The organism is Kitasatospora sp. NPDC059812 (genome assembly GCF_042732075.1).
In the GTDB taxonomy this organism is placed as follows: Bacteria; Actinomycetota; Actinomycetes; order Streptomycetales; family Streptomycetaceae; genus Kitasatospora.
In genome coordinates, this window is record NZ_JBHWIO010000019.1 from 1 (window position 1) to 20,208 (window position 20,208).

General features: G+C 71.5%; 15 protein-coding genes and 1 pseudogene. 6 read left to right on the forward strand and 10 right to left on the reverse strand.

What is annotated here, in order from left to right:
* A partial coding sequence (locus tag ACFV6D_RS12670) for an IS110 family transposase (protein WP_380559544.1) occupies window positions 1–1,065 on the forward strand: 1,065 nt, incomplete at its 5' end.
* Window positions 1,066–1,154: 89 nt separating this feature from the next.
* Here the strand turns inward: ACFV6D_RS12670 and ACFV6D_RS12675 are convergent.
* The 5 genes from ACFV6D_RS12675 to tnpA all read right to left on the reverse strand — a co-directional run bounded on the left by ACFV6D_RS12675 (window position 1,155) and on the right by tnpA (window position 5,139).
* Window positions 1,155–1,826, reverse strand: coding sequence for a hypothetical protein (locus ACFV6D_RS12675; RefSeq protein ID WP_380559546.1), 672 nt, complete (start codon window positions 1,824–1,826; stop codon window positions 1,155–1,157).
* A gap of 474 nt (window positions 1,827–2,300) precedes the next feature.
* Window positions 2,301–2,840: a GNAT family N-acetyltransferase gene (locus tag ACFV6D_RS12680; RefSeq protein ID WP_380494929.1), complete on the reverse strand. Its 540-nt coding sequence runs from the start codon at window positions 2,838–2,840 to the stop codon at window positions 2,301–2,303.
* 1,050 nt (window positions 2,841–3,890) lie between these two features.
* Complete coding sequence (locus ACFV6D_RS12685; RefSeq protein ID WP_380494927.1) at window positions 3,891–4,316, reverse strand: hypothetical protein; 426 nt, start codon at window positions 4,314–4,316, stop codon at window positions 3,891–3,893.
* Window positions 4,313–4,606, reverse strand: a complete 294-nt coding sequence (locus ACFV6D_RS12690) for a hypothetical protein (protein ID WP_380337681.1) — start codon at window positions 4,604–4,606, stop codon at window positions 4,313–4,315. Before ACFV6D_RS12690 ends, ACFV6D_RS12685 begins: the two co-directional genes overlap by 4 nt.
* A gap of 104 nt (window positions 4,607–4,710) precedes the next feature.
* Window positions 4,711–5,139, reverse strand: a complete 429-nt coding sequence (gene tnpA / locus ACFV6D_RS12695; RefSeq protein ID WP_380559548.1) for an IS200/IS605 family transposase — start codon at window positions 5,137–5,139, stop codon at window positions 4,711–4,713.
* Between the two features lie 50 nt (window positions 5,140–5,189).
* On the opposite strand from tnpA, the gene ACFV6D_RS12700 reads away from it, so the two are divergent.
* Together ACFV6D_RS12700 and ACFV6D_RS12705 are read left to right on the forward strand one after the other, a co-directional pair.
* Complete coding sequence (locus ACFV6D_RS12700; protein ID WP_380559550.1) at window positions 5,190–6,389, forward strand: RNA-guided endonuclease InsQ/TnpB family protein; 1,200 nt, start codon at window positions 5,190–5,192, stop codon at window positions 6,387–6,389.
* 119 nt (window positions 6,390–6,508) lie between these two features.
* Window positions 6,509–6,924, forward strand: a pseudogene (locus ACFV6D_RS12705) (hypothetical protein).
* A gap of 81 nt (window positions 6,925–7,005) precedes the next feature.
* On the opposite strand, the gene ACFV6D_RS12710 reads toward ACFV6D_RS12705, so the two are convergent.
* Together ACFV6D_RS12710 and ACFV6D_RS12715 are read right to left on the reverse strand one after the other, a co-directional pair.
* Window positions 7,006–9,144, reverse strand: coding sequence for a hypothetical protein (locus tag ACFV6D_RS12710; protein ID WP_380559552.1), 2,139 nt, complete (start codon window positions 9,142–9,144; stop codon window positions 7,006–7,008).
* A gap of 756 nt (window positions 9,145–9,900) precedes the next feature.
* On the reverse strand, window positions 9,901–10,128 hold the full coding sequence (locus ACFV6D_RS12715) for a hypothetical protein (RefSeq protein ID WP_363367991.1): 228 nt from the start codon (window positions 10,126–10,128) through the stop codon (window positions 9,901–9,903).
* Window positions 10,129–10,410: 282 nt separating this feature from the next.
* Between ACFV6D_RS12715 and ACFV6D_RS12720 the strand changes: the two genes are divergently transcribed.
* Genes ACFV6D_RS12720 through ACFV6D_RS12730 form a run of 3 tightly spaced genes read left to right on the forward strand, consistent with a single transcriptional unit; the run spans window position 10,411 to window position 16,708 of the window.
* Window positions 10,411–13,452, forward strand: coding sequence for a LodA/GoxA family CTQ-dependent oxidase (locus tag ACFV6D_RS12720; protein ID WP_380559554.1), 3,042 nt, complete (start codon window positions 10,411–10,413; stop codon window positions 13,450–13,452).
* A 20-nt stretch (window positions 13,453–13,472) separates the two neighbouring features.
* The gene (locus ACFV6D_RS12725; RefSeq protein ID WP_380559556.1) at window positions 13,473–14,744 is read left to right on the forward strand and encodes a tryptophan 7-halogenase; all 1,272 of its coding nucleotides are present in this window, start codon (window positions 13,473–13,475) and stop codon (window positions 14,742–14,744) included.
* Between the two features lie 32 nt (window positions 14,745–14,776).
* Window positions 14,777–16,708 (forward strand): hypothetical protein, encoded by a 1,932-nt coding sequence (locus tag ACFV6D_RS12730; protein WP_380559558.1) that lies wholly within the window; start codon window positions 14,777–14,779, stop codon window positions 16,706–16,708.
* A gap of 412 nt (window positions 16,709–17,120) precedes the next feature.
* Here the strand turns inward: ACFV6D_RS12730 and ACFV6D_RS12735 are convergent, their stop codons facing one another.
* From ACFV6D_RS12735 to ACFV6D_RS12745, 3 genes are all read right to left on the reverse strand, one after another.
* A complete protein-coding gene (locus ACFV6D_RS12735) occupies window positions 17,121–17,978 on the reverse strand; it encodes a siderophore-interacting protein (protein WP_380478610.1) in 858 nt (285 codons plus the stop codon).
* A 373-nt stretch (window positions 17,979–18,351) separates the two neighbouring features.
* Complete coding sequence (locus tag ACFV6D_RS12740) at window positions 18,352–18,846, reverse strand: hypothetical protein (RefSeq protein ID WP_380423355.1); 495 nt, start codon at window positions 18,844–18,846, stop codon at window positions 18,352–18,354.
* A gap of 689 nt (window positions 18,847–19,535) precedes the next feature.
* Window positions 19,536–20,180 carry a hypothetical protein gene (locus tag ACFV6D_RS12745; protein WP_380494394.1) on the reverse strand — a complete coding sequence of 215 codons (645 nt, stop codon included), beginning with the start codon at window positions 20,178–20,180 and terminating at the stop codon, window positions 19,536–19,538.
* Window positions 20,181–20,208: the final 28 nt, after the last annotated feature.

Here is a 20,208-nt window from a genome sequence, read left to right on the forward strand (position 1 = left end):
GCCGCGATCGCGTTCCTGACCGCCCACGGCACCGTGACCGCGATCGGGGTGGAAGGCACCTCCTCCTACGGCTCCGGCTTCACCCACGCCGCCCGCCAGGCCGGCCTGACCGTCGTGGAGGTCAACCGGCCCGACCGGGCCGAACGCCGCCGCATCGGCAAGTCCGACCCCATCGACGCCTACGCCGCCGCCCGCGCGGCCCTCTCCGGCCGGGCCGACGCCGCACCCAAGGACGACACCGTCGCCGGCATCCGCGCCCTCCACAACGCGGCCCGCTCCGCCGTCAAAGCCCGCACCGCCACCCTCAACCAGATCACCCACACCCTCATCGGCGCACCCGACGACATCCGCGCCAAGTACGGTGCCCTGCAAGGCGACAAGCGAACCGACACCCTCGCCCGGCTCCGTCCCGCCGGCGACACGGTCCGCGTCGCGGTCCTGACCGCGCTCAAGACCCTCGCCAAACGCGTCAAAGCCCTCACCGACGAGCACGACACCCTCACCAGGACGCTCGACGCCCTGGTCACCGACCTCAACCCCGGCCTGCGAGCCACCCACGGGGTCGGCCCCGACACCGCCGCCCAGTTGCTGATCACAGCAGGCGGCAACCCCGACCGACTCCGCGGCGAGGCATCCTTCGCCGCCCTGTGCGGAGCCGCACCCGTGCCCGCCTCCAGCGGCCGCACCAACCGCCACCGCCTGTCCCGCGGCGGAGACCGCGCGGCCAACGCCGCCCTCTACCGGATAGCCCTGTGCCGGATGTCCAGCGACCGACGCACCCGCGACCACGTCGCCCGCCAGAGCGAGGCCGGCCGCACCAAGAAGGAGATCATCCGCCTCCTCAAACGCGCCATCGCCCGCGAGATCTTCCGCTGCCTCACCACGACCGTCACGGCCCCCGAGACCGCCGACCTCCGGCCCGCCCGCCAGGCCAAGAACATCACCCTCACCGCCGTCGCCAACCACTTCGGCGTCTGGCCCGCCACCATCTCCACCCTCGAACGCGGCACCCGCCGAAACGACGACCTCGCCAACGCCTACCGCGAATGGCTCACCACCGCTTGACAACCCATAGGAGCATCAGAACAGCCGGTCGAGAACGATGCCGGGCATGAACTTGGTAGCCCCTCCGAAGGATCGGGATTGCGTTCGGGTCAAGGTGGAGCTGCGGGGCGGGGCTTCGTCGGCGCGCCGAGGGCGGTGATCACGGCGTTGGGCCGCGGTCGCCAACGCCGGTCATTGACACGTCGTTGGTCGAGCGCCCACAACACCGCCGATTCATCTGAGCCGGGCTCAGTGTGCCGGTAGCTGCGACCGCTCAGCGGAGACTCGGCACCACCACGGTGCCTGGCTGCGGGCCGTCTGTTCCGGAGGAGGTGGTCAGCCGTGTCCTGGGCAGAGTCCTCGGGTGCTCCGATGGCCGTGAGAGCGGCGTTCACGCGCGCCGGCGCTTCCGGCGGCAACTCGTCGTCGGCGAGCAGCGGCAGCAGAAGCACGAGGCGGGCCGCGGTGTCGTGTACGCAGGGTGCGGTCAGGTCCGGCGTCTCGGCGGTGTACAGGATGTCGCGCCAGGACAGGCCCGGACCGTACCAGTCGCCGTCAAAGCTGGACAGGCTCAATGTCCGGGGCCAAGCCGGTTGGGTCAGCAGGTAGTCGATCCCGAAGTCGCCGATGAGGTTCCGGTAGACGACGACGGCGCTGTGACCGCCTTGGAACGGGATGCGGAACGTCGGCCAGGCCTGGTCGTCCAGGAGGATTTCGGCCAGGGCGTCGGTGTCGGCGTCGTCGTCGCCGAACCACTCGGGTGCTGGCTGAGTCTCACCCACCGACACGTCTCCGCCGCCGGGCTGACGGAAGTAGCGGGACAGCCCCGAGGCCGACGACAGGTTGATGGCGAAGGCCTCGACGGGCGCCGCGTCGTCGACGGCACTCCCGATCTGACTGTCAGACGGCAGGCGAGGCGTTGGGCACGGTCCCCTTCGATTGGACCGACTACGGCAATCCGCGCCCACGGCACCGAGCCCCCCAGGAGCGTCAGGGCACACACGTGACGCTCCACCGGTTCAACCGGCTTCGGCTTTGGCTTTGGCTCCGCCGAGGACGGCGCACCGGCCTGCATAAGCCTTTTCCTCACGGACGGGCCCACTCGACGCGAGACAGCGGGCACGGCGACGGGCGGCGGGACGGTCCGCAGCGACGGATGCGCCGAGGTGACGGACGGCATCCACGCGGGCAGGTCGCGGTTGCAGGCCTCCCTCCGCGCAGGCGGGCGGGTGCTCCCCGGCGGTTGCGACGCAGGCTCAATCGGACGGCGTGGCCGGGGAGCGCATGCCGAGCCACTGCTCGGCGCCCCAGGCCTCGAACCGCTCCACCTCGGTGAACCCCAGCTTCGCCGCCAGACGCATCGAGCCCATGTTGGCGCTCTGGGTGGTGAGCACCACCGGCTCGCCGGGAAGCGCTTCGGCGAGCCAGCCGAGTGCCGCCGCGCAGGCCTCGGCGGCGTACCCGAGTCCCCACGCCCGCGGCAGGAACAGGTAGCCGAGATCGATCTTCCCCGCGGCGGCCGGACGGCGGTGCCCCGTCGCCCTCCTGAGCAGGATCTGGCCGATCATCGATCCGTCGAGCTCGACGACGAAACTCCCGGGCCACCGCTCGGGCGCCCCGGGCATCTCGCGCTCGAGCTCGTCACGCGGCCGGGGGCCACCGAGGTAGGCGTGCACCTCCGGCGAGGCGAGCAGCTCGATGAACGCCGCACGGTCCCGGACCTCGGACTCACGGAGCACGAGCCTCCCGGTCCTGACCGGCTCAGGCGGCCAAACCACAGCTCCCAGATCTTCCATTCGCGCACGCTAACAGGTGGTCAACCCAACCGGCCCAGCACCCCGGGGCACAGCGCCCCAGGGCGGCGGGCACCGCCGGAACAGCTGGCGGCAGGCCGGCGAGTTCCTCGCCAGCGACCTCACCGAGTAGTCCCTCAGCATCGACAACCCCTTCGACGATGGATTTGAGCAACCGACGACACCTTCCATCCCTCTCCACCACGGTGGAAGAGACCTCTCCACCCGGGGCACACAACAGGACAACACTGCATCGCCCCTGACTCGGTGAAGGAACGCTGTCACACGCGGGACGAGCAGCCCCCGCCGTCGTTGAGGAGAGAGAGGCTTCAGGTGGACAAACGCAACCGGACCCTGCCCCTGGCCGGGACCGCCGGTGTCATCTCACCGGTCCTCCTGCTCCACAACCACACCCCTTGGTGGGCGATCCTGCTCCTTGCCGCACCTGCCGGGGCCTGGACCGTACTCAACGCCGTCTTCCCCCAGGCCTCACACGACCGGCTGGAATGGTGGCGCGACCGCCGTCGCCACCAGCGCCTGCGAACAGCCCAACGGGCCTGTGCCCTCGGAAACCCGGCGCCGAACGGAGCAGCAGCCGGACTGGCTTCGTCTCACAAGCCCCCTGCGGTGACGGCACCGACATGCGGGACAGGAAATCTTCCTGTCCCGGAGCCCTGAACGGGGTTACCCGGACGGGAACACACCGAAGAATTTCCGGTCCCGACGGAACCGAAGGAGTCGACAGGAACGGCGGGCCTCACGGAATCCGACAACACCGAACCCGCCGACGCTGTGCTCCCCCACGCCATCGACACGGACACGATCCACACCGGCCCCGGTCCGGACCGGAGCGCGGAGACAGGGAAGCCAGTGAGTGCGCACACGGCGAGGTGGCGTCGGTGCCGTCATCAGACCCAGCGTCGGCCTACGGCCTTCGCTCTCCTCAGCTGCTTACATTTGAACGCCCCCTGACCTGTGCCAGGGAACCTGGACCGCGTGTCACCGAAGGTGGGCCGACGGCGGTTTGCGCCAGTGGTGACGGACCACCGCAGATCAGTTGTTCTGTCGTAGGAGTGAGAGTCGCCGTTGGGCCTCGTCGCGAACCCCTGAATCTGCGTCCGACGTCAGCGTCTTGAGTTGCCGGATGAGCTCGGTCATGCCGTTGCCGGTCATCCAGCGCAGATCACAGTCAAGCTCTGCGCTGAGCTGGTCAGCGGTTCCCTGGTTGGTCGCGTTGGCTAGGGCGGCGAGCACGGCGCGTAGACCCGGTAGGTCCTCACGTACCAACAAGGCCACGGCTGTCTCCGAGGTCACTCCGGTGTCTTGAACATCGAGCAAAAGGCGGTGGAGGACTTCGGCGACGTCCTCGATATGAGGTACTACCGCCAGCCGACGCCCTGCAGCGGCCCCGACGCTCCATGAGGGAGAGTCCGCGGCAACGAGCGAATCAATCGGCTCTCGGTCCTGGAAACCTTTCATGCCACCAGCGTGCCAGGAGACGTCTCGACTGCGCAGGACTCTTCCTCGACCAAGCCGCAGGTGAAGGGGAACGCCTCCAAGAACTCCCGCCGACTGGGCTCGGGCTCCACTTCGGCCAGACTCCTGAGCACCACCAGGAACCTGTCGAGCTGTTCGGACGGCAGGCCCTTGAGCACCGAGGCCACGCTCTCCAGCATCCTCACCGCGGAGTCGGGATCCACTTCGTCGTCGTCGCAGCTGTCGACGACCAGCCCGGCAAGGACAGGTACCAGCGGGTCTATGTCTGCCATCACCTGATCTTCGCAGGGAATCCCGGCCTTCAGGCCGGGAGGGAATGCGATCCCTGGCACGGAGGCGCGGAGCGCCGTAGGTCCCTGCGCTTGCGTGGTGACGGTCAGGTGGGCCGCTTCTGGTTCTCGATGTAGTCCTTGACGATGCTCAGCGGTGCGCCGCCGCAGGACCCGGCGAAGTACGAGGGGGCCCAGAACACGGACCCCATGCCGATGCGGTTGGTGCGCCCGGTGTACTCGGCGCGCAGGTAGCGGGAGCTGACACCCTTGAGACTGTTGACCAGCTTTGAGACGGAGACCTTCGGCGGGTAGTGCACCAGCAGGTGGACGTGATCGCCCTCGCCGTTGAACTCGCGTAGCTCCGCGCCGAAGCTCTCGCACACGTCGCGCATGATCGCGTTGCACCGCGTCGGCATCTCGTCGGTGAAGATGTCCCGCCGGTACTTGGTGACGAATACCAAGTGCGCGTGCAGGTTGTGGACAACGTGGTTTCCCCGCCGCATATCGGGGTCGGGTTCCCAGCGTGGTGACATGGGCCAAGGGTAGGATGACCAACCGTCAGCATCGAAAGGGGGTGGGTCGGATGATCCGTGCGTACAAGTTCCTCATACGGCCCACCGTGGGCCAGGCGCAAGCGCTCGGCGAGATGCTGCGCGATCACTGCTCGCTCTACAACGGAGCGCTTCAGGAGCGCCGCGACGCGTACCGGCACGTCTCCAAGACCTCGATCAAGTACGGGCAGCAGTCCGCACAGCTCAAGGACATACGGGCGTTCGACCCGCAGCGCCAGGGACGCTGGTCGTTCTCCAGCCAGCAGGCCACGCTTCGCCGTCTGGACAAGGCGTTCGCCGCGTTCTTCCGACGCGTGAAGGCCGGCCGGACGCCGGGATACCCCCGGTTCCGTGGAGTGAACCGGTTCGACACGGTGGAGTTTCCCAAGGACGGGGATGGCTGCCGCTGGGACTCCACCCCGCACGACCCCGTGACCCGCGTCCGTCTGCAAGGCGTCGGACACGTCAAGGTCAACCAGCACCGCCCGGTGGCCGGCAGGGTCAGGACCGTCTCGGTCAAGCGTGAGGGCAACCGCTGGTACGTGATCCTGACCGCCGAGCAGGGCGACTGCGAGCCGCTGCCCCCGACCGGCAGCGTGGTCGGCATCGACCTCGGGATAGCCAACTTCCTCGCCGACTCCGGCGGCGGGTTCGTTCCCAACCCGCGTCACGCCCGTGCCGCCGCCGCGAAGCTCGAAGCCGCACAGCAGGCCCTGTCCCGGTGCAAGCGACGCAGCAACCGGCGGGAGAAGACCATCCGGAGGATCGGGGACCTGCACCGCAAGGTGCGCCGTCAACGGCTCGACCACGCCCACAAGGCCGCCCTCGGGCTGGTCCGTGAGCACGACTTCATCGCGCACGAGGACCTGAAGATCCGCAACATGCTCGCGGCCCCCGCGCCGAAGCCCGACCCCGACCAACCGGGCGTCTTCCTGCCCAACGGTGCCGCGGCCAAGGCCGGACTCAACCGCTCGATCTCGGATGCCGGCTGGGGGGTGTTCCTGACGATCCTGCACGCCAAGGCTGAAAGCGCCGGACGGGAAGTCATCGCCGTGGACCCCCGCAACACCTCCCGCGAGTGCCCTGAATGCGGGCACACCGCGAAGGAGAACCGGCCCACTCAGGAGAAGTTCCACTGCGTCGCCTGCGGCCACCGCGCGTACGCCGACACGGTAGGAGCCATCAACGTTCTACGGGCCGGGCTGGCCCGTCGCGACGCCCGCCAGGGTTAACGAGAAGCCCCGGCGTTTACGCCGAGGAGGAGTCACGGGGAGAACCTAGCTCAGACTGGGCCGCGTCGGGGTCGACGACGTCAGCGGCAGATCTCCGAACACCCGGAGAACACACCGACGTGGTGGAACCGGGGAGCGTGTTGTCCGAGCCCTTCACCTTCGTTGTCGATCAGGCCGGGCCGAGGCCCTGCGACTCGTACCGCGCCGCGGTGAGCACGTGGGCGTGTTTGCTGGTGGAGACATGGTCCTGGGCGCCGGTGAGATCGGTTTCCGAGAGGGGTCCGGGCGGTGGGCGGTCGACGAGGTCGGCAACCAGTCGACCGGCTACTGCCCGGACGTCAGCTCGTGGCCGGCCGTCGCCGGCGCCCTGGACCAGGCCGGGGTCGTTCGCCCGTCCGGCTTCACGCACGAGGTGCTGTTCCGCCGCTGCCCGTCCTGCCGGCAACTCAACATCGTGCGCGAGGAGGACTTCGTCTGCGTCTTCTGCGACGAGGCCCTACCGAAGGGGTGGAACGCCGACCGGCCCGGACCCTAGACGAAGCGGCGCGTGAACGCGGTACGGGAAGGGGACGCGGTGCGGGAAGGGGGCGCGAGGGCCGGGGGTGGCGAGGTGTCGTCAGTCGTCTTCCTGGTCGGGCGCGGGCTCGGTGAGTCCCTTGCGGCAGTGGCCGTGGCCGGGGTGCTTGTGGCAGTAGGAGTCCTTCTTCTCTCCCACGGTGATGGTGGCCTTGGCGGGTTCGCTGACGATCGGGTTCCCGTGCGGGTCGGTGGCCGCCGCGAACGCCACGTTGGTGATGTCGCAGCCCTTCTCGCCGCCGCCGCGGTTGTGGGCCGTCTTGCAGGCTTCGATGTCGGCCAGGGTGATCGTGTAGGTGCCGTGGCAGGTGGTGCCGGCCCCGGGCGTCAGCGTGGTCGCGGCGCAGCTGACGTCGGCGATGCGGTCGTCGTCGACCAGCACGCCGTGCAGGTCGGTGCTGCCGGTGTTGGTGACCGTGTAGGAGTACTCCACCGTGTCTCCGACGGCGAAGGGGCCGCGCGAGAGGACCCGCTTCTTCAGGGTGAGGTGCGGCGCCCCGATCGGCAGCGTCAGCTGGGTTTGCGGGGACGTGACCGGCTGGCCGTTCGCCGTGCCGGTGGCGGTGGCGGTGTTGGTGACGGAGCCGGCCGTGGCGTCGTTCTCGGTGATCGTGTACGTGCCGTGGCAGGTGGTGCGGTCGCCCGGGCTTTCCGCCGGGGCGAGCGTGGTCGAGGGGCAGGTGATGTCGGCGACGTGGTCGTCGGTCACGTGGAGGCCGGTCAGCTCGGTGCCCCCGGTGTTCTGGACGGTGTAGCGGAAGGTGACCGTCTGCCCGACCGTGTAGGGGCCGGGCGTCTGCGCCTGCTTCTCGATGGCGAGGCCGGGCGGCCGTTCGATCGGCACGCTCTGCGAGGACGGCGGCGAGGAGACCGGCTGGCCGCCCGAGGTGCCGGTCGCGGTGGCCGTGTTGTCGATGGAACCGTGGGTCACGTCGGCGGTGGTGACGGTGTAGGTGGCGGTGCAGGTGACCGTATGGCCGCTCGCGAGCGTCGTCGTGGGACACGAGACCGGGCCGACCTTCGGGTCGTTGACGGCGAGGCCGGTGATGTCCGTGGCACCGGAGTTGGTGACCACGAAGTCGTACGGCACCCGTGTCCCGGCCACCAGGTCACCGGGCAGCGGCTGCCGGACCTGCTTGACGAGGTTCAACTGCGGCAGCGGCTGGTTGCTGCTCACCACCACGTTGCGGATGAGGTGCACGTCGGTGAACAGGCCGGTGGAGGCCGCGAACCCGAACTTGTAGGTGGCGGGCACCGGTTGCGGGGCGGGCGTGCTGAGCACCTGGTGGGAGCCGGTGCCGTCGTTGAAGTCGACCGACACGGTGAGCACCGGGGCGGGCGTCGGGGTGAGCTCGACATGGACCCGGCGGCGCGAGGGTTCGAGCGCGGTCTCGGCCTGGGCGGGGGTGGCCCCCGGGGGCAGCACGGTGAGCGGCCCTTGCAGGGTGCCCGGGAGCGTCGACGGCCAGGGTGCGGTGGTGCTGAAGTTGCTGGTGGTGGCGGTCAGGAAGCAGTAGCCCTCGATCCCGTCGCCCGGGCCGCGCACCGTGACCATGTTGGCCCCGGGACCGGGGACGCGGAACGCCGTCCCGGCGGGCGAGCGGGTGGGGCAGCCGTTGCCGCGGTGCTCCCAGTCGCCGAAGTAGTTCCCGAGGACATCGAGCCCCACGCCCAGGTAGCCGCGGTCCACGCCGGGCAGGAAGGTGGCGGTGGGGTCGTCGTCGGGAAGCTTCTGCGCGTACCCGAGGCTGCCGCCGAAGGCGCCGGGGTGGGCCAGCGCACCGTCGCCGTTCACCAGGAAGAACGAGATGCCGTCAGCGGGGTTGGCCGGGGTCGTGCTCCCGTACTGCCACTGGTCGAAGGTGACATCGAGGCCCTGATTGGCGGGCAGCGCGTTGTTGTAGAGGATCGCGCCGGCCTGGTCGTTGGACGCGTCCGTCAGCCGCAGATAGCCGTGCGGCGCGCCGTCGGGGGGCGGCACCGGGCCCACGCCGCCGGGGCAGCCGCCCAGCGGATGGTCCCCGGGGCCGGGCGCGGCGGCAGCCGGCGCGCCGGTGAGACAGGCCGACCCCACGCCGGTGAACTCCGGGGCGGTGGCCTGGGTGAACGTCTCGCTGACCAGGGGCGAGCCGCCGGTCCGAGGCTGCGCCTGGGTGCCGGTGTCCAGGCACAGGGGCATTGCGGCGCCGACCATCAGGGCCAGGGCCCCTGCGGCGAGCCGGGCCGTCCGGACGCGCCGCGGGCGCTGCCCAGGAGGCGCTGAGTGCTGTTCATGTGTCATGTACCCACATATAGCAGTCACTCTGAGTATTCATAGTGAAGACAGGCTGTTATGAAATTGCCCTTCGGTGACTCCGCTGATTTGCCGCGGGGGCGCTCGCGCGGGCGACAGGGCCCGATCCGGCCGCGCGGGAACTTGAAGCATCAGCGGTGCATTCCTCACTGCCATGAGGAGACCCAGGCCAGGACGGAGACATCCCAGGCTTCGAGAGTGTCCTCGAACTGGTGGTCTCGGCGGGCGCTTTGATGGTGTGCACGATCCGGTCGCAGACTCGGCATACGGCGGAACCGCTCTGCTGCCACCAGCGGCAGGTGGAGCGGACGGCGCACGGGGGAAGCGGAGCGTCCGGGTCGTCCGCGCCCACCTCGTACGCGGCATGGGCCACCGCGTCGCCGAGCGAGCAGCGGGACCCTTCCCACTGGCCGCAGGCCGCTTCGACGCAGGGCCCGGCGAAGCGGAACCGTGCCTCGGGCGGGCGCAGACCGGGGGCGGAGGCCCGGGCCGTGAACTCGGCGTCCACCGTCAGCGGCGGGCGCAGTGCGGCGACGGTGCCGTCCTGCCGGACGATGCCGAGCAGCAGGTGGCCCGGGGCGCACAGGCTGCTCGGGCAGGTCGCCCCGGCTCGGGCCGGGCCGGCCTCGGTCTCGGTCACTACTACTCCTGCTCCATCTGCAACCCGATCGGCCCCGGCCGCTTCAGCAGCGCGTCCACCGCGTCGCCGGCAGAACCGGCCCCGCCGAGCGGCACCTCGCGCAGCGGCGGCGCGAGGTCGAGCTCGGCGACCTGGTCGAGGACGAGCCTTCGCACCGTGTCCCCGATCCGCTGCAGCACGTCCCCCTCCAGGTCGCCCTGGACGGTGACACTGAATCCTCTTCTGGTCATGGACCTTCCTTTCCTCGGGGCAGTCGGCCGGGCCGACCGGGCCACTGACGGCACCGGTCACCGAAGACGCTGCCACCGGACCCCGGGGTGGGCGAGCGCTGCTGGCCGGTTGGAGTGAGGCGGCGCGCAGCGGGCCCGCCGCCTGGTCGTTTCGGGCGTACGTCGGCGCGCAGCCCCTCGAAGGTCTGTGCACGATTGACCGGGGTCCGGAAGCCGCGCGACGTCGACCGAGGTGCTCCACCGGCCTGGACCCCTCCACCAGCGCACCGACGGGAGCACAACATGACCGGGACCCCCGAGCCCTTCGACGACACCGCGGGGCTGCCGCCCCTGCCCGGCTGCGCCGAGGACGCGGCCGGCGCACTGAAGCAGATGTTCGTGGACCTGACCCAGGGCGTGCGGATGGCCCGCGGCCAGGACCCCGTCAAGCGGCCGGTGTTCCTCAAGCCGCACGGCGTGGCCCGCGGCACGCTCACCGTCGCCGACGACCTGCCGTCGGACCTGCGCGTCGGGTTCCTGGAGAGCGCCCGCACCCAGGCCGGCGGCCTGCCCGCCTGGGTGCGGTTCTCCAGCGACACCGTGCCCGGCGCTCCCGACCTGAAGACCACCCTCGGCGTCGGCATCAAGCTGTTCGGCGTGCCCGGCCCGAAGCTGCTGGAGGGTTACGCCGAGGCCGGCACCCAGGACCTGCTGCTGCAGAACTTCGACGTCTTCTTCGTCGACACCGCCCAGGACATGTGCGAGTTCACCAAGGCCGGTGTCATCGACGGAAGTTACGACAAGTACCTGGAAGCCCATCCGGTCACCGCCGGGATCCTCGACGCGATGGCCACGTTCGAGCAGAGCGTGCTGACCGCCACCTACTGGGGCGTGCTGTCCTACGCCTTCGGACCGGACCGCTTCGTCAAGTACAAGCTGGTGCCCGCCGGTTGCGAGCCGGCCGACCCGGCGGCGACACCACCCGACGAGGACCCCACCTACCTCGGCGCCGACCTGGTCCACCGACTCAAGGCCGGTCCGGCGGCCTTCGACCTGATGCTCCAGTTCCGCACCGACGACGAGAAGATGCCGCTGGACCAGGCGACGGTGCGGTGGGAGGAGTCCGAGAGCGCCCCGGTGAAGGTGGCCCGGCTGACCTTCCAGCAGCAGGACGTCACAGCCCGCGGCCAGGCCGCGTACGGCGAGAACCTCTCCCTCAACCCGTGGCACGCTCTCGCCGAGCACACCCCGGTGGGCAGCATCGCCGAGGTGCGCAGGACGGTGTACCTGGCCTCGGCCGAACAGCGCCGCGACGTGAACGGCGTCCCGACGGCCGAGCCCGGCCCCGCCCGCCCGCAGATCACCCCGCCGGCGGCCCGCGACACCCGGATCGTCCGGGCCGCCGTGCACCCGGCCATCGGCGTGGCCCGGGTCGGCGACAGCACGATGGACGACTTCGTCCTCGGCCCCGAGGTCGACGATCCGGCCCCGCTGCCGGTCGGGAGCTACAAGGACGTCACCGGCGCCCTGAAGCGCCAGGGCGTCCGGTTCCGGGTGTACGGCTACAACGCCGCCGGCGAGCCGGTCGCCGAACTGACCGCCGACAACGCCGACCTGCGCTGGACCGTACACGTCGCCAACGCGAAGGCGGCCTGGTACCAGTTCCAGATCGCCCTCGACATCCCGGAGGCGAACCAGGCCGACGACAGCAACCTGCGCAACCCCAAGATCCAGGCCGACCAGCGCACGGACCTCCTGGTCATCGACCCCGGCCCCCGTTCGGTGCGCGGCCGCAACCGCTCCGACAAACCCGAGTACCGCTTCGACACCGGCACCTTCATGGGCAAACCGGTCTACCTCGGGGAACTGCGCACCGACGACGGCGGCCGGCTGGTCTTCCTCGGCGGCCACGGCGTCTCGGCCTCCTCCACCGGCACCCCCGCCGACACCTTCGCCAACAACGACGGCTGGTACGACGACACCTCCGACGGCCCGGTCACCGCCGAGGTGAGCATCGACGGACGGCCGATCCCGGTCGAGCCGGCCTGGGTGGTGACCGCGCCCCCCAACTACGCGCCCGAACTCGCCTCGGTGCGCACGATGTACGACCTGGTGCGCGACTCCTTCTTCAGCGCCGGGCAGCTCCCCGAGCCGCCGCAGGTCTCGTTCACCCGCGACGTGCTGCCCGTGCTGCGCCGGCTGTCCGGCCTGCAGTGGGTCAACAAGGGCCTGTCCACCCAGTTCGGCTTCGGCGGGCGCGAGTACCTCCTCGACCCCGCCCGGGTCGCCGCGCTGGCCGACCCCTCGCCCGTCCAGCGGGAGCTGCGCCGGCAGATCTGGCTCTCCGTCCGCGACTACAACCGCGACGGCATGTCGCCGGTGCCCTGGCCTGCGGTCTACGGCGACGCGATGAACCTGCCGCCCCAGTCCGTGCGCCAGCACATGACGCTCTCCGCGCTGCAGTACCGCCTCCTGCAGCGGTGGGCCCGCGGGGACTTCGCCGACGACTACGACCCGACGGCCGCGCCGCCCGCCGCCCTCGACGACGTCCCGTTCGCCGAACAGCCCGGGACCCTCGACCGGGCGGCCCTGTCGTTCTGCCTCGCCGACGCCTTCCACCCCGGCTGCGAGCTGACCTGGCCGATGCGCCACATCACCCTGTACAGCAGCCCGTTCCGGGTGCGGCACCGCGACCCGCTGGCGCCCGCCCCGCCCGACTACGGCCAGACGCTGACGCCGGAGCTCGCGCTCTCCCTCGACGGCCCGCTGCACGCCCAGGGCCCGGGCGGCCTGACCCGGTGGATGGCGGTGCCGTGGCAGACCGACACGGCGAGCTGCCGGTCGGGCTACGAGTACAGCGTCTCGCTCGGCTTCGGCCCGTACGACCCGTACCTGCCGACCTTCTGGCCGGCCCGGGTGCCCAACCACGTGCTCGCCGAGGAGGACTACGAGGTGGTGATGGACACCACCCGCCCGATCGCCGACCGCCTGGCCGCGTTCCAGAACCGGCGGACCTGGCTCCGCTGGCTGCCCCGCGACTACATGGCCGCCATCAACGCGATGGTGCAGGACTTCGGCAAGCTCGGGGTGGTCGAGCGCCGGGTCGGCCCCACCGACGACCCCCGGCTGCCGGCAGAGGTCCTGGTGGAGTCCGAGGTGAGCTTCCCGGCCGAGCCCGCCCCGCCGGCCGGGCGCAACCTGATGACCGTGCACGTGGACCGCGGCGCCGACCCGGCCCTGGGCGCGGCCGCGCTGGCCACCGCGGCCACCATGGCGGACGCCCCCGACGAGGAGGTCTCGGTCGGGTTCATCGACAAGGTCAAGCGCCTGCGGCCCAACCGGTGACCCCTCACCCGCCGGTTCGCGTGCGCCCGTCCGGTCCGGTCGACGCCGTGGTCGCGGGCGGCGGACCGGCGGGCGCCGTGGCGGCGCTCGTCCTCGCCCGGGCCGGCCTCCGCGTCACGCTCCTGGACGGCGGAGGCGGCCGGCACCGGCCGGGCGCCGCGTCCCCGGCCATGTCCCCGGTCGCGTCCCCGACCATGTCCGCCACCACGTCTCCGGTCGCGTCCCCGGTCGCGTCCGCCGCCGTGTTCTCCGCCCAACCCGTGTTCAAGATCGGGGAGTTCCTGCCGCCCGCCGCCCGACCGCTGCTGGGCGACCTCGGGCTGCTGGAGGCCTTCCTGGCCTCCGGTCACCCCGTCTCCACCGGCACGTACGCCGCCTGGGGATCGGCCGCGCTGCACGGCCGCAGCCACCTGTTCGACCCATACGGCCACGGCTGGCACCTCGACCGGCTCCGCTTCGACGCCTTCCTGCGGGACGCGGCCGTCGCGGCCGGTGCCGAACTGCGGCAGGCCACCGTACTGGACCGGCTCGACGACCGGCTGACCGTCCGCGAGCCGGCCACCGGCGCCGTGACGGAGCTGTCCGCCCGCTGGACGGTGGACGCGACCGGCCGACGCTGTGTCATCGGCCGCCGCAACGGCCGCCGCTGGCGGCAGGACCGGCTCGTCGCCGCGTACGTCGTGTTCCCCGACCGCCACCCGTCGCGCCCTTCGCACCCGGGCCAACCGTCGGACCCGGCGGACGCCGAGGCCCGCACCCTGGTGGAGGCGGCGCCGCACGGCTGGTGGTACACCACCCGGATCCCGGCCGGGCGCCTGGTCGCCCATCTGACCGACGCCGACCTCGCCACCCCGTCCCTGCGCACCCCAGAGGGCTTCTGGCACGCACTCAGTCGCACCGTCCACGTCCGGCGCCGCCTGACCGGGCACGGTCCGGCCGCGACACCCGTGCCGCGCTGGGCGCCGGCTCACGGCCTGCGGCTCACCCCGGCGGCCGGGCCCGGCTGGGTGGCGGCCGGGGACGCCGCCCTCGCCTTCGACCCGCTCTCCTCGCAGGGCATCCTCACCGCGCTGCACACCGGTGCCCGCGCCGGACGGGCCGTGGCCGACTGCCTCGCCGACGGGGGACGGACGACGGCAGCGCTCGCCGACTACACGGCGTTCCTGGACGGGATCGCGGCGGCCTACCGAAGAAATCACGGGTACGCCTATACCCAGGAGCAACGTTGGCCCCTGAGCCCCTTCTGGCGCCGCCGCCGTACAGGCGAACGGCCCCTGAGCGGCATAGCCTGAAAGGGCCGGAACGCTCGTCCAAGGAGTCAGCCATGACGACTCAGACGCTCGCCGTGCTGGACGCCACGGAGGTCACCCAAGCCATTCAGGACCTCCAGCACAGCGTCACCCTGATCGCCAGCAAGGTCACCGTGATCCGCGCCTACGTGAGCGGCGCGAGCGGCCCCGCCACCGGCGTGAACGGCACCGTGACCCTGCTCCGATCACCCACCGACACCCCGATCACCGTTTCCTCGGCCAATACCGTCTCCCTCGATCCGACCGCACCCAAGGACGTACCCACCCGTCGAGCCGACGCCGGCCTGAGCCTCAACTTCGTCGTGCCGAGCGCACTGACGGCCGAAGGGGCACTCAGCGTGAGCTCGATCTCCCTGACCGACACCATGACGGGCGCCGACGTCCCGTTCAACACCCCGCCCGGCGCCACCGCCGTCTGGTTCACGCAGTCCCCGCCGCTCCGGGTCCGAGTCCTGGGGCTGCGCTACACCATGGGCAACCCGCCAGTGACCTACACCCCGCGGGACATCGACTACACCTTCCTGATCAGCTGGCTCAAGCGCGCCTACCCGGTGGCCGATGTCATCGAAGCGCCGCACACCATCATCGACGTCACCGCCACCCCGCCGTTCCAGTGCACCGACACCAACGCCCAGCTCGCCGCAATCCGCGCGCTCGACATCAGCGCCGGCGGTGACCGGCGCACCCACTACCTCGGCCAGGCGGCCGACGGCGGGTTCTTCATGCGCGGATGCGCCTCCGGGGTGCCCGCCACACCCGACCCCACCACCGTCGCCTCGGCGCCGTGCGGTGCCGCGACGTGGGGCTGGGACTTCGACGGCACGTACGCCGACTGGTACGGCGGGCACGAACTCGGCCACACCTACGGCCGCAAGCACCCCGGATTCTGCGGAGAATCGAAGGACGACCTGCAGAACTACCCGTTCCAGAACGGACAGCTGGCCAACGACGCGAACAGCTACGCCGGCTTCGACGTGGGCGACCCCCAGCTGAACCTGCCGATGGCCGCCCGGCCGGGCGTGCCGTGGCACGACGTCATGACCTACTGCAACTCCCAGTGGCCCTGCAGCTACACCTACGAGGGCATCCGCCAGCGCCTGCTGGCCGAGGACTCCCTCGCAGCCGGCGCCCCGGCGCCGACCCCGGTGGCTCCGCTGCGCGAGGCCGCCCACGAACTGAGAGTCACCACACGAACCGGCGGCCGCCCCGACGACCGGTTCCCGCAACTCTCGGTGACCACCGCGGCGGCCCCGATGCCGGCGGCCGACGAAGCGGCACGGGGAGCGGGGCCCGACACCGGGCAGCTCGTCAGCGTGATCGGGACCGTCAACCTCACCCAGCGCGCCGGTGACATCCGCTTCGTCAATCCGGTGTCGGCCGCGGCCCGACAACCGGCCCAGCCGGCCCAGCCGGCCCCCGCCGGACGGGCCGGGCAGCCTGACGGCGCCGGCCCGGACGGCGAGGTGCCGGTGGTGCTGCGGATCCAGCAGGCAGGCGGTGCACCCCCGCAGGACTTCCCGGTCACGGTCAAGCTGTCGTCGGACCCGGAGCCGGGGCAGGACCGCACCGGACTGGTCGACGCGGTCCTCCCGGTGGGGGCCGATCCGGCGTCCGTCGAACTGCTCGTCGGAGGGCAGGTCGTGGACACCTTCCGCCCCGGAGCCCCGGCCCCGGCCCTACGCGGCGCCCGTCCGACGACGGCACAGGACGGGAACGTCGGGCTGGCCCTGGACTTCGGCCCGGCCCCGCAGGACGGTCAGACCTTCGCGACCCAGGTGAGCACGGATGGCGGACGGACCTGGCAGACCGTCGGGGTCGGCCTGAAGAACCCGACGATCACGATCGACCACAGCCAGTTCCCCCCGGGGACACAGGTTCAGGTCAGGGTCATCTCGACCAACGGCTTCACGAGCACGACATCGGACATCCAGAGCTTCCAGGTGTGAAGCCGCCCTGCCGCCGCCCGGCTGGACTGCGCACACCCGGCCCGGGACCGATCCCCGCACCAGGTGGATGCCTGCGCTCGCCAGCACCCTTCGGGCCCGTCGGACATCCCGACGGGCCCGGACTGAGAGGGACCGTCAGGTTGAAGCCGAACTCCGCCAGGTCGAGTTGCAGCTCCTGACCGCCGAGGAACCCGAGCGCCGCCCTGACCAACCTCAGGCCCGTCACGAAACCGTCGGCCGTCGCCTCCACCCGCGCTCCGAGCAGCGCCGCGCCGCCGGCCAGGACCGCCTCCCCGTCGGGTGTGTACTCGACGAGTTCCGCGTTCCGACGGTGGCCGTCGCCGGCGAACTCGCGCGGGGCGACCACGGTCTCCGCGTCCACGCAACACGGGCGGCTACCCGGCGGCGCGGATCAGCCGGTCGACTCCCGCCCGGCCTGCTCCTGCTCGGCCTCCACCTGGGCGTTCCACTCGCGCTTGGCCGCCCGCCAGGCCTCGTCGCTCTGACCTGACCGCCAGTAGCCCGAGACCGACATCCGCTCGCGCGGGATGCCCCGCTCCACGCGCAGCAGGCGCCGCAGTTCCTTCACGAAGCCTGCCTCGCCGTGCACGAACGCGGATGCCGCCCCGGCGGGGAATTCCAGCGCGCCCACCGCCTCGACCAGCGCCTCGCCCACCGGGCGCGCGCCGCGGTGCAGCCAGCTGATCTCGGCCCCGGCGGGCGAGACGATCTTCTGCTCCTCCGCGGCGTCCGCGACCTCGACGAAGGCGTGCACCACGGCATCGGCCGGCATCCGTTCCAGCGCCGCGGCGATCGCGGGCAGCGCGCTCTCGTCGCCCACCAGCAAGTGCCAGTCGGCACTCGGGTCGGGGGCGTAGCCGCCGCCGGGACCCAGGAAGCGCACCGTCTCGCCGGGCTGTGCGCGGGCCGCCCATGGCCCGGCCAGGCCCTCGTCACCGTGCACCACGAAGTCGATGGTCAGCTCGCGCAGGGCCGGGTCCCAGGCCCGCACGGTGTACGTCCGGGTGATCGGCCGCTGCTCGGGCGGGAACTCCTCGCGGATCCGCGCCATGTCGAAGGGCTCCGGGTAGCTCACGCCCTCGGGCGTGAAGAGCACCTTGACGTAGTGGTCGGTGAACTCGGTGGCGTCGAAGTCCTCCAACCCCGCACCGCCGAGGACCAGGCGCACCATGTGCGGTGTGATCCGCTCGGTGCGCAGCACCTGTGCTTCACGGGCCTGCGGTGTCCGGCGGGTCGGCTGGTCTGCCATGGTGCCCCCCTGGGCTGTGTGGTCGCGCTTCTTGGTTAGGCTTGCCTAAGTTAGCACTCTTGAGGCGGTGCTCGGCTCAGGGGCGGCAGCCGATCCTCATTCCGTCCACGACCGGGAACGTCACGCCCTGGCAGCCCTGGCGCGGAATGCGGATGCAGCAAGGGCGTGCGGATGCCGCCGCGGCCGGCGCGGCGCAGCCGGACCGCGGTCGCCGCCCGCAGAGGTCCACTCAGAACCGGCGCGCTGTCCGAGACGGTTCCGACAGCCCGCCCGGATGGATCTGACGCCCGATCAAGTCGCAATCGTGGCAGGACGAATGGCGGGCGGCGACGGCGAGGACGGCAGCTTCCGCACGACCAGGCGTGGTCGGGCCTCAGGCGCGCCGCACCACGAAGGTGACCTCGGCGGTGTTCCCCTTGCCGCCGATCACCTCACACGTGAGGCCCGCGCCGACAGTGCACTCGTTGATGTTCGACCCGGCATAGGGATTGCTCCAGTGGATCAACCCGTTCCAGGTGTCCACGCCGAAGCTGATCTGCCCCTCGGTACCCGTCAGGAACCCGCACGACTCGGTTTTCCAGCTGGGGGCCACGTTCGGCAGGATGTAGCTCGGGGGCAGGGGACTGCCGGCGGTCCAGCACCCGTGGGCCAGGGTGGCCGAGCCGAGGTAGAGCATGCTGCTGGTCTGGTTCGACAGGGTGACCTTGGTGCTGCGCACCGCGTAGCCGGCGGACGCCGCCGGGGTGGCCGACTGCGCTGTTCCGGCGTAGGGGGCGGCGGCCTGCGCCGCGGGAGCCAGGGCCAAGCCGGCGCTCAGCGCCAGGACGGCGGTCAGTACGGAGGACTGGACAACACGTTTCGAGGTCATGGCAGCCAACTCTCGATCGGAGGGCGGTCAGGTACATGTCTCAACGGGATGGCGGACCTCGTTGGTTCACCAACCGCCACGACGAGCGGGAATGAGGGCCTGTGTGAGGTCGTGACCAGCCTTGTGGTTCCACCCTCCTCCGAGAGCGGAACAGGGAGGACTGTGGGCTGTGACGCGTCGCCAACTCGCGTACAACCAGCGGACGATGATCGAGCCCCACCTGCCGGTCGGCAGGTTCAGCCCGCACCCCGAGCGACTGCGGGAGCGCTCGGGCCGGTGTGCCAGCACCGCAGGCCGGCAACGCCACGACTCGCGGGAGTTCAGCAGTCGTACCGGTGGATCGTGGGCCAGCGGGGGCAAGCACGGCAGACGAAGACGTAGACACCACCCACGTCGCCCATGGCCATCCCGTGACTGCCGCCCTGCGCAGTATCGGACAGCTCCCGGCCGGAGCCGGGCTGCCCTGCCACGCCCGGGCCCTGTCACCAGCACCCGAAGCGGTGCGTCCTTTCTGTCCACGTCGCCCAGCGCGTATCGGCGCTACGAGGCGCCGGGATGGCCAGGAACGCCTCCCGCACCACGGTCCGGTTCTCCTCGGTCCGGTCGGCGACGAAAGGGTCGACGGCGGCCAGGCAACGGCCGGTCGAGTCGGTCCGAACGGTTCGCGCCGGCCGGGACCGGGGCAGGCCTCACGGGCCGTCCCGCCCGTCGCCCGGTTGCGCTGCGTCCCGAGGGGGCGGTGGCGCCGCAGGAGGGCTGGGCGAGGCACCGGGAGAGGAGGTCGCCGGGCCGCGCGCGATGCGGGCGCGGCCGTCGGGCGGCAGGACGACGAGGTACTGCTGGTCGGTGTCCTCGACGCGGGCCAGCGTGACGGAGGTGCCGGCCGCCGCGAGCGCCTCGGCGGCCGGGCCGGCCGCCTCCGTCATCCGGTCGAGCCGCGCGTAGGACCGGGTGGGGCCGTGTGCCGGGCCGGTGCCCCAGAACGCGATCCGCGCGCCCCGGCGCAGCGCGGCGAGCAGGTCTGTCCGCAGCGGCCCGTCGTCGGCTTCCTGGAGGAGGAGGTCGTGCAGGCGCTCCTGCCCGCACGGCCGTGACGGCGCCGCCTCGGCCAGCGCCCGGCACTTCCGGCACGAGGCCAGGTCCTGCGGCTCGAAGTGGTGCAGGAAGAACGTCAGGTACTGGCCACGGATCCCGCACAGGGTCCGCCTCCCGTCCCCGGCGTGCCCGACACCGGGCACACCGTTGACCCCGACGAGGGGGAACTCGGCCGGCTCACGCGCCGCCGCGAACGACCAGGCCCCACCCGGCGCTTCGGTATCAGGAGAGTTGATCATGCCGGGCAGCATTCCACGCGGCCGGCGA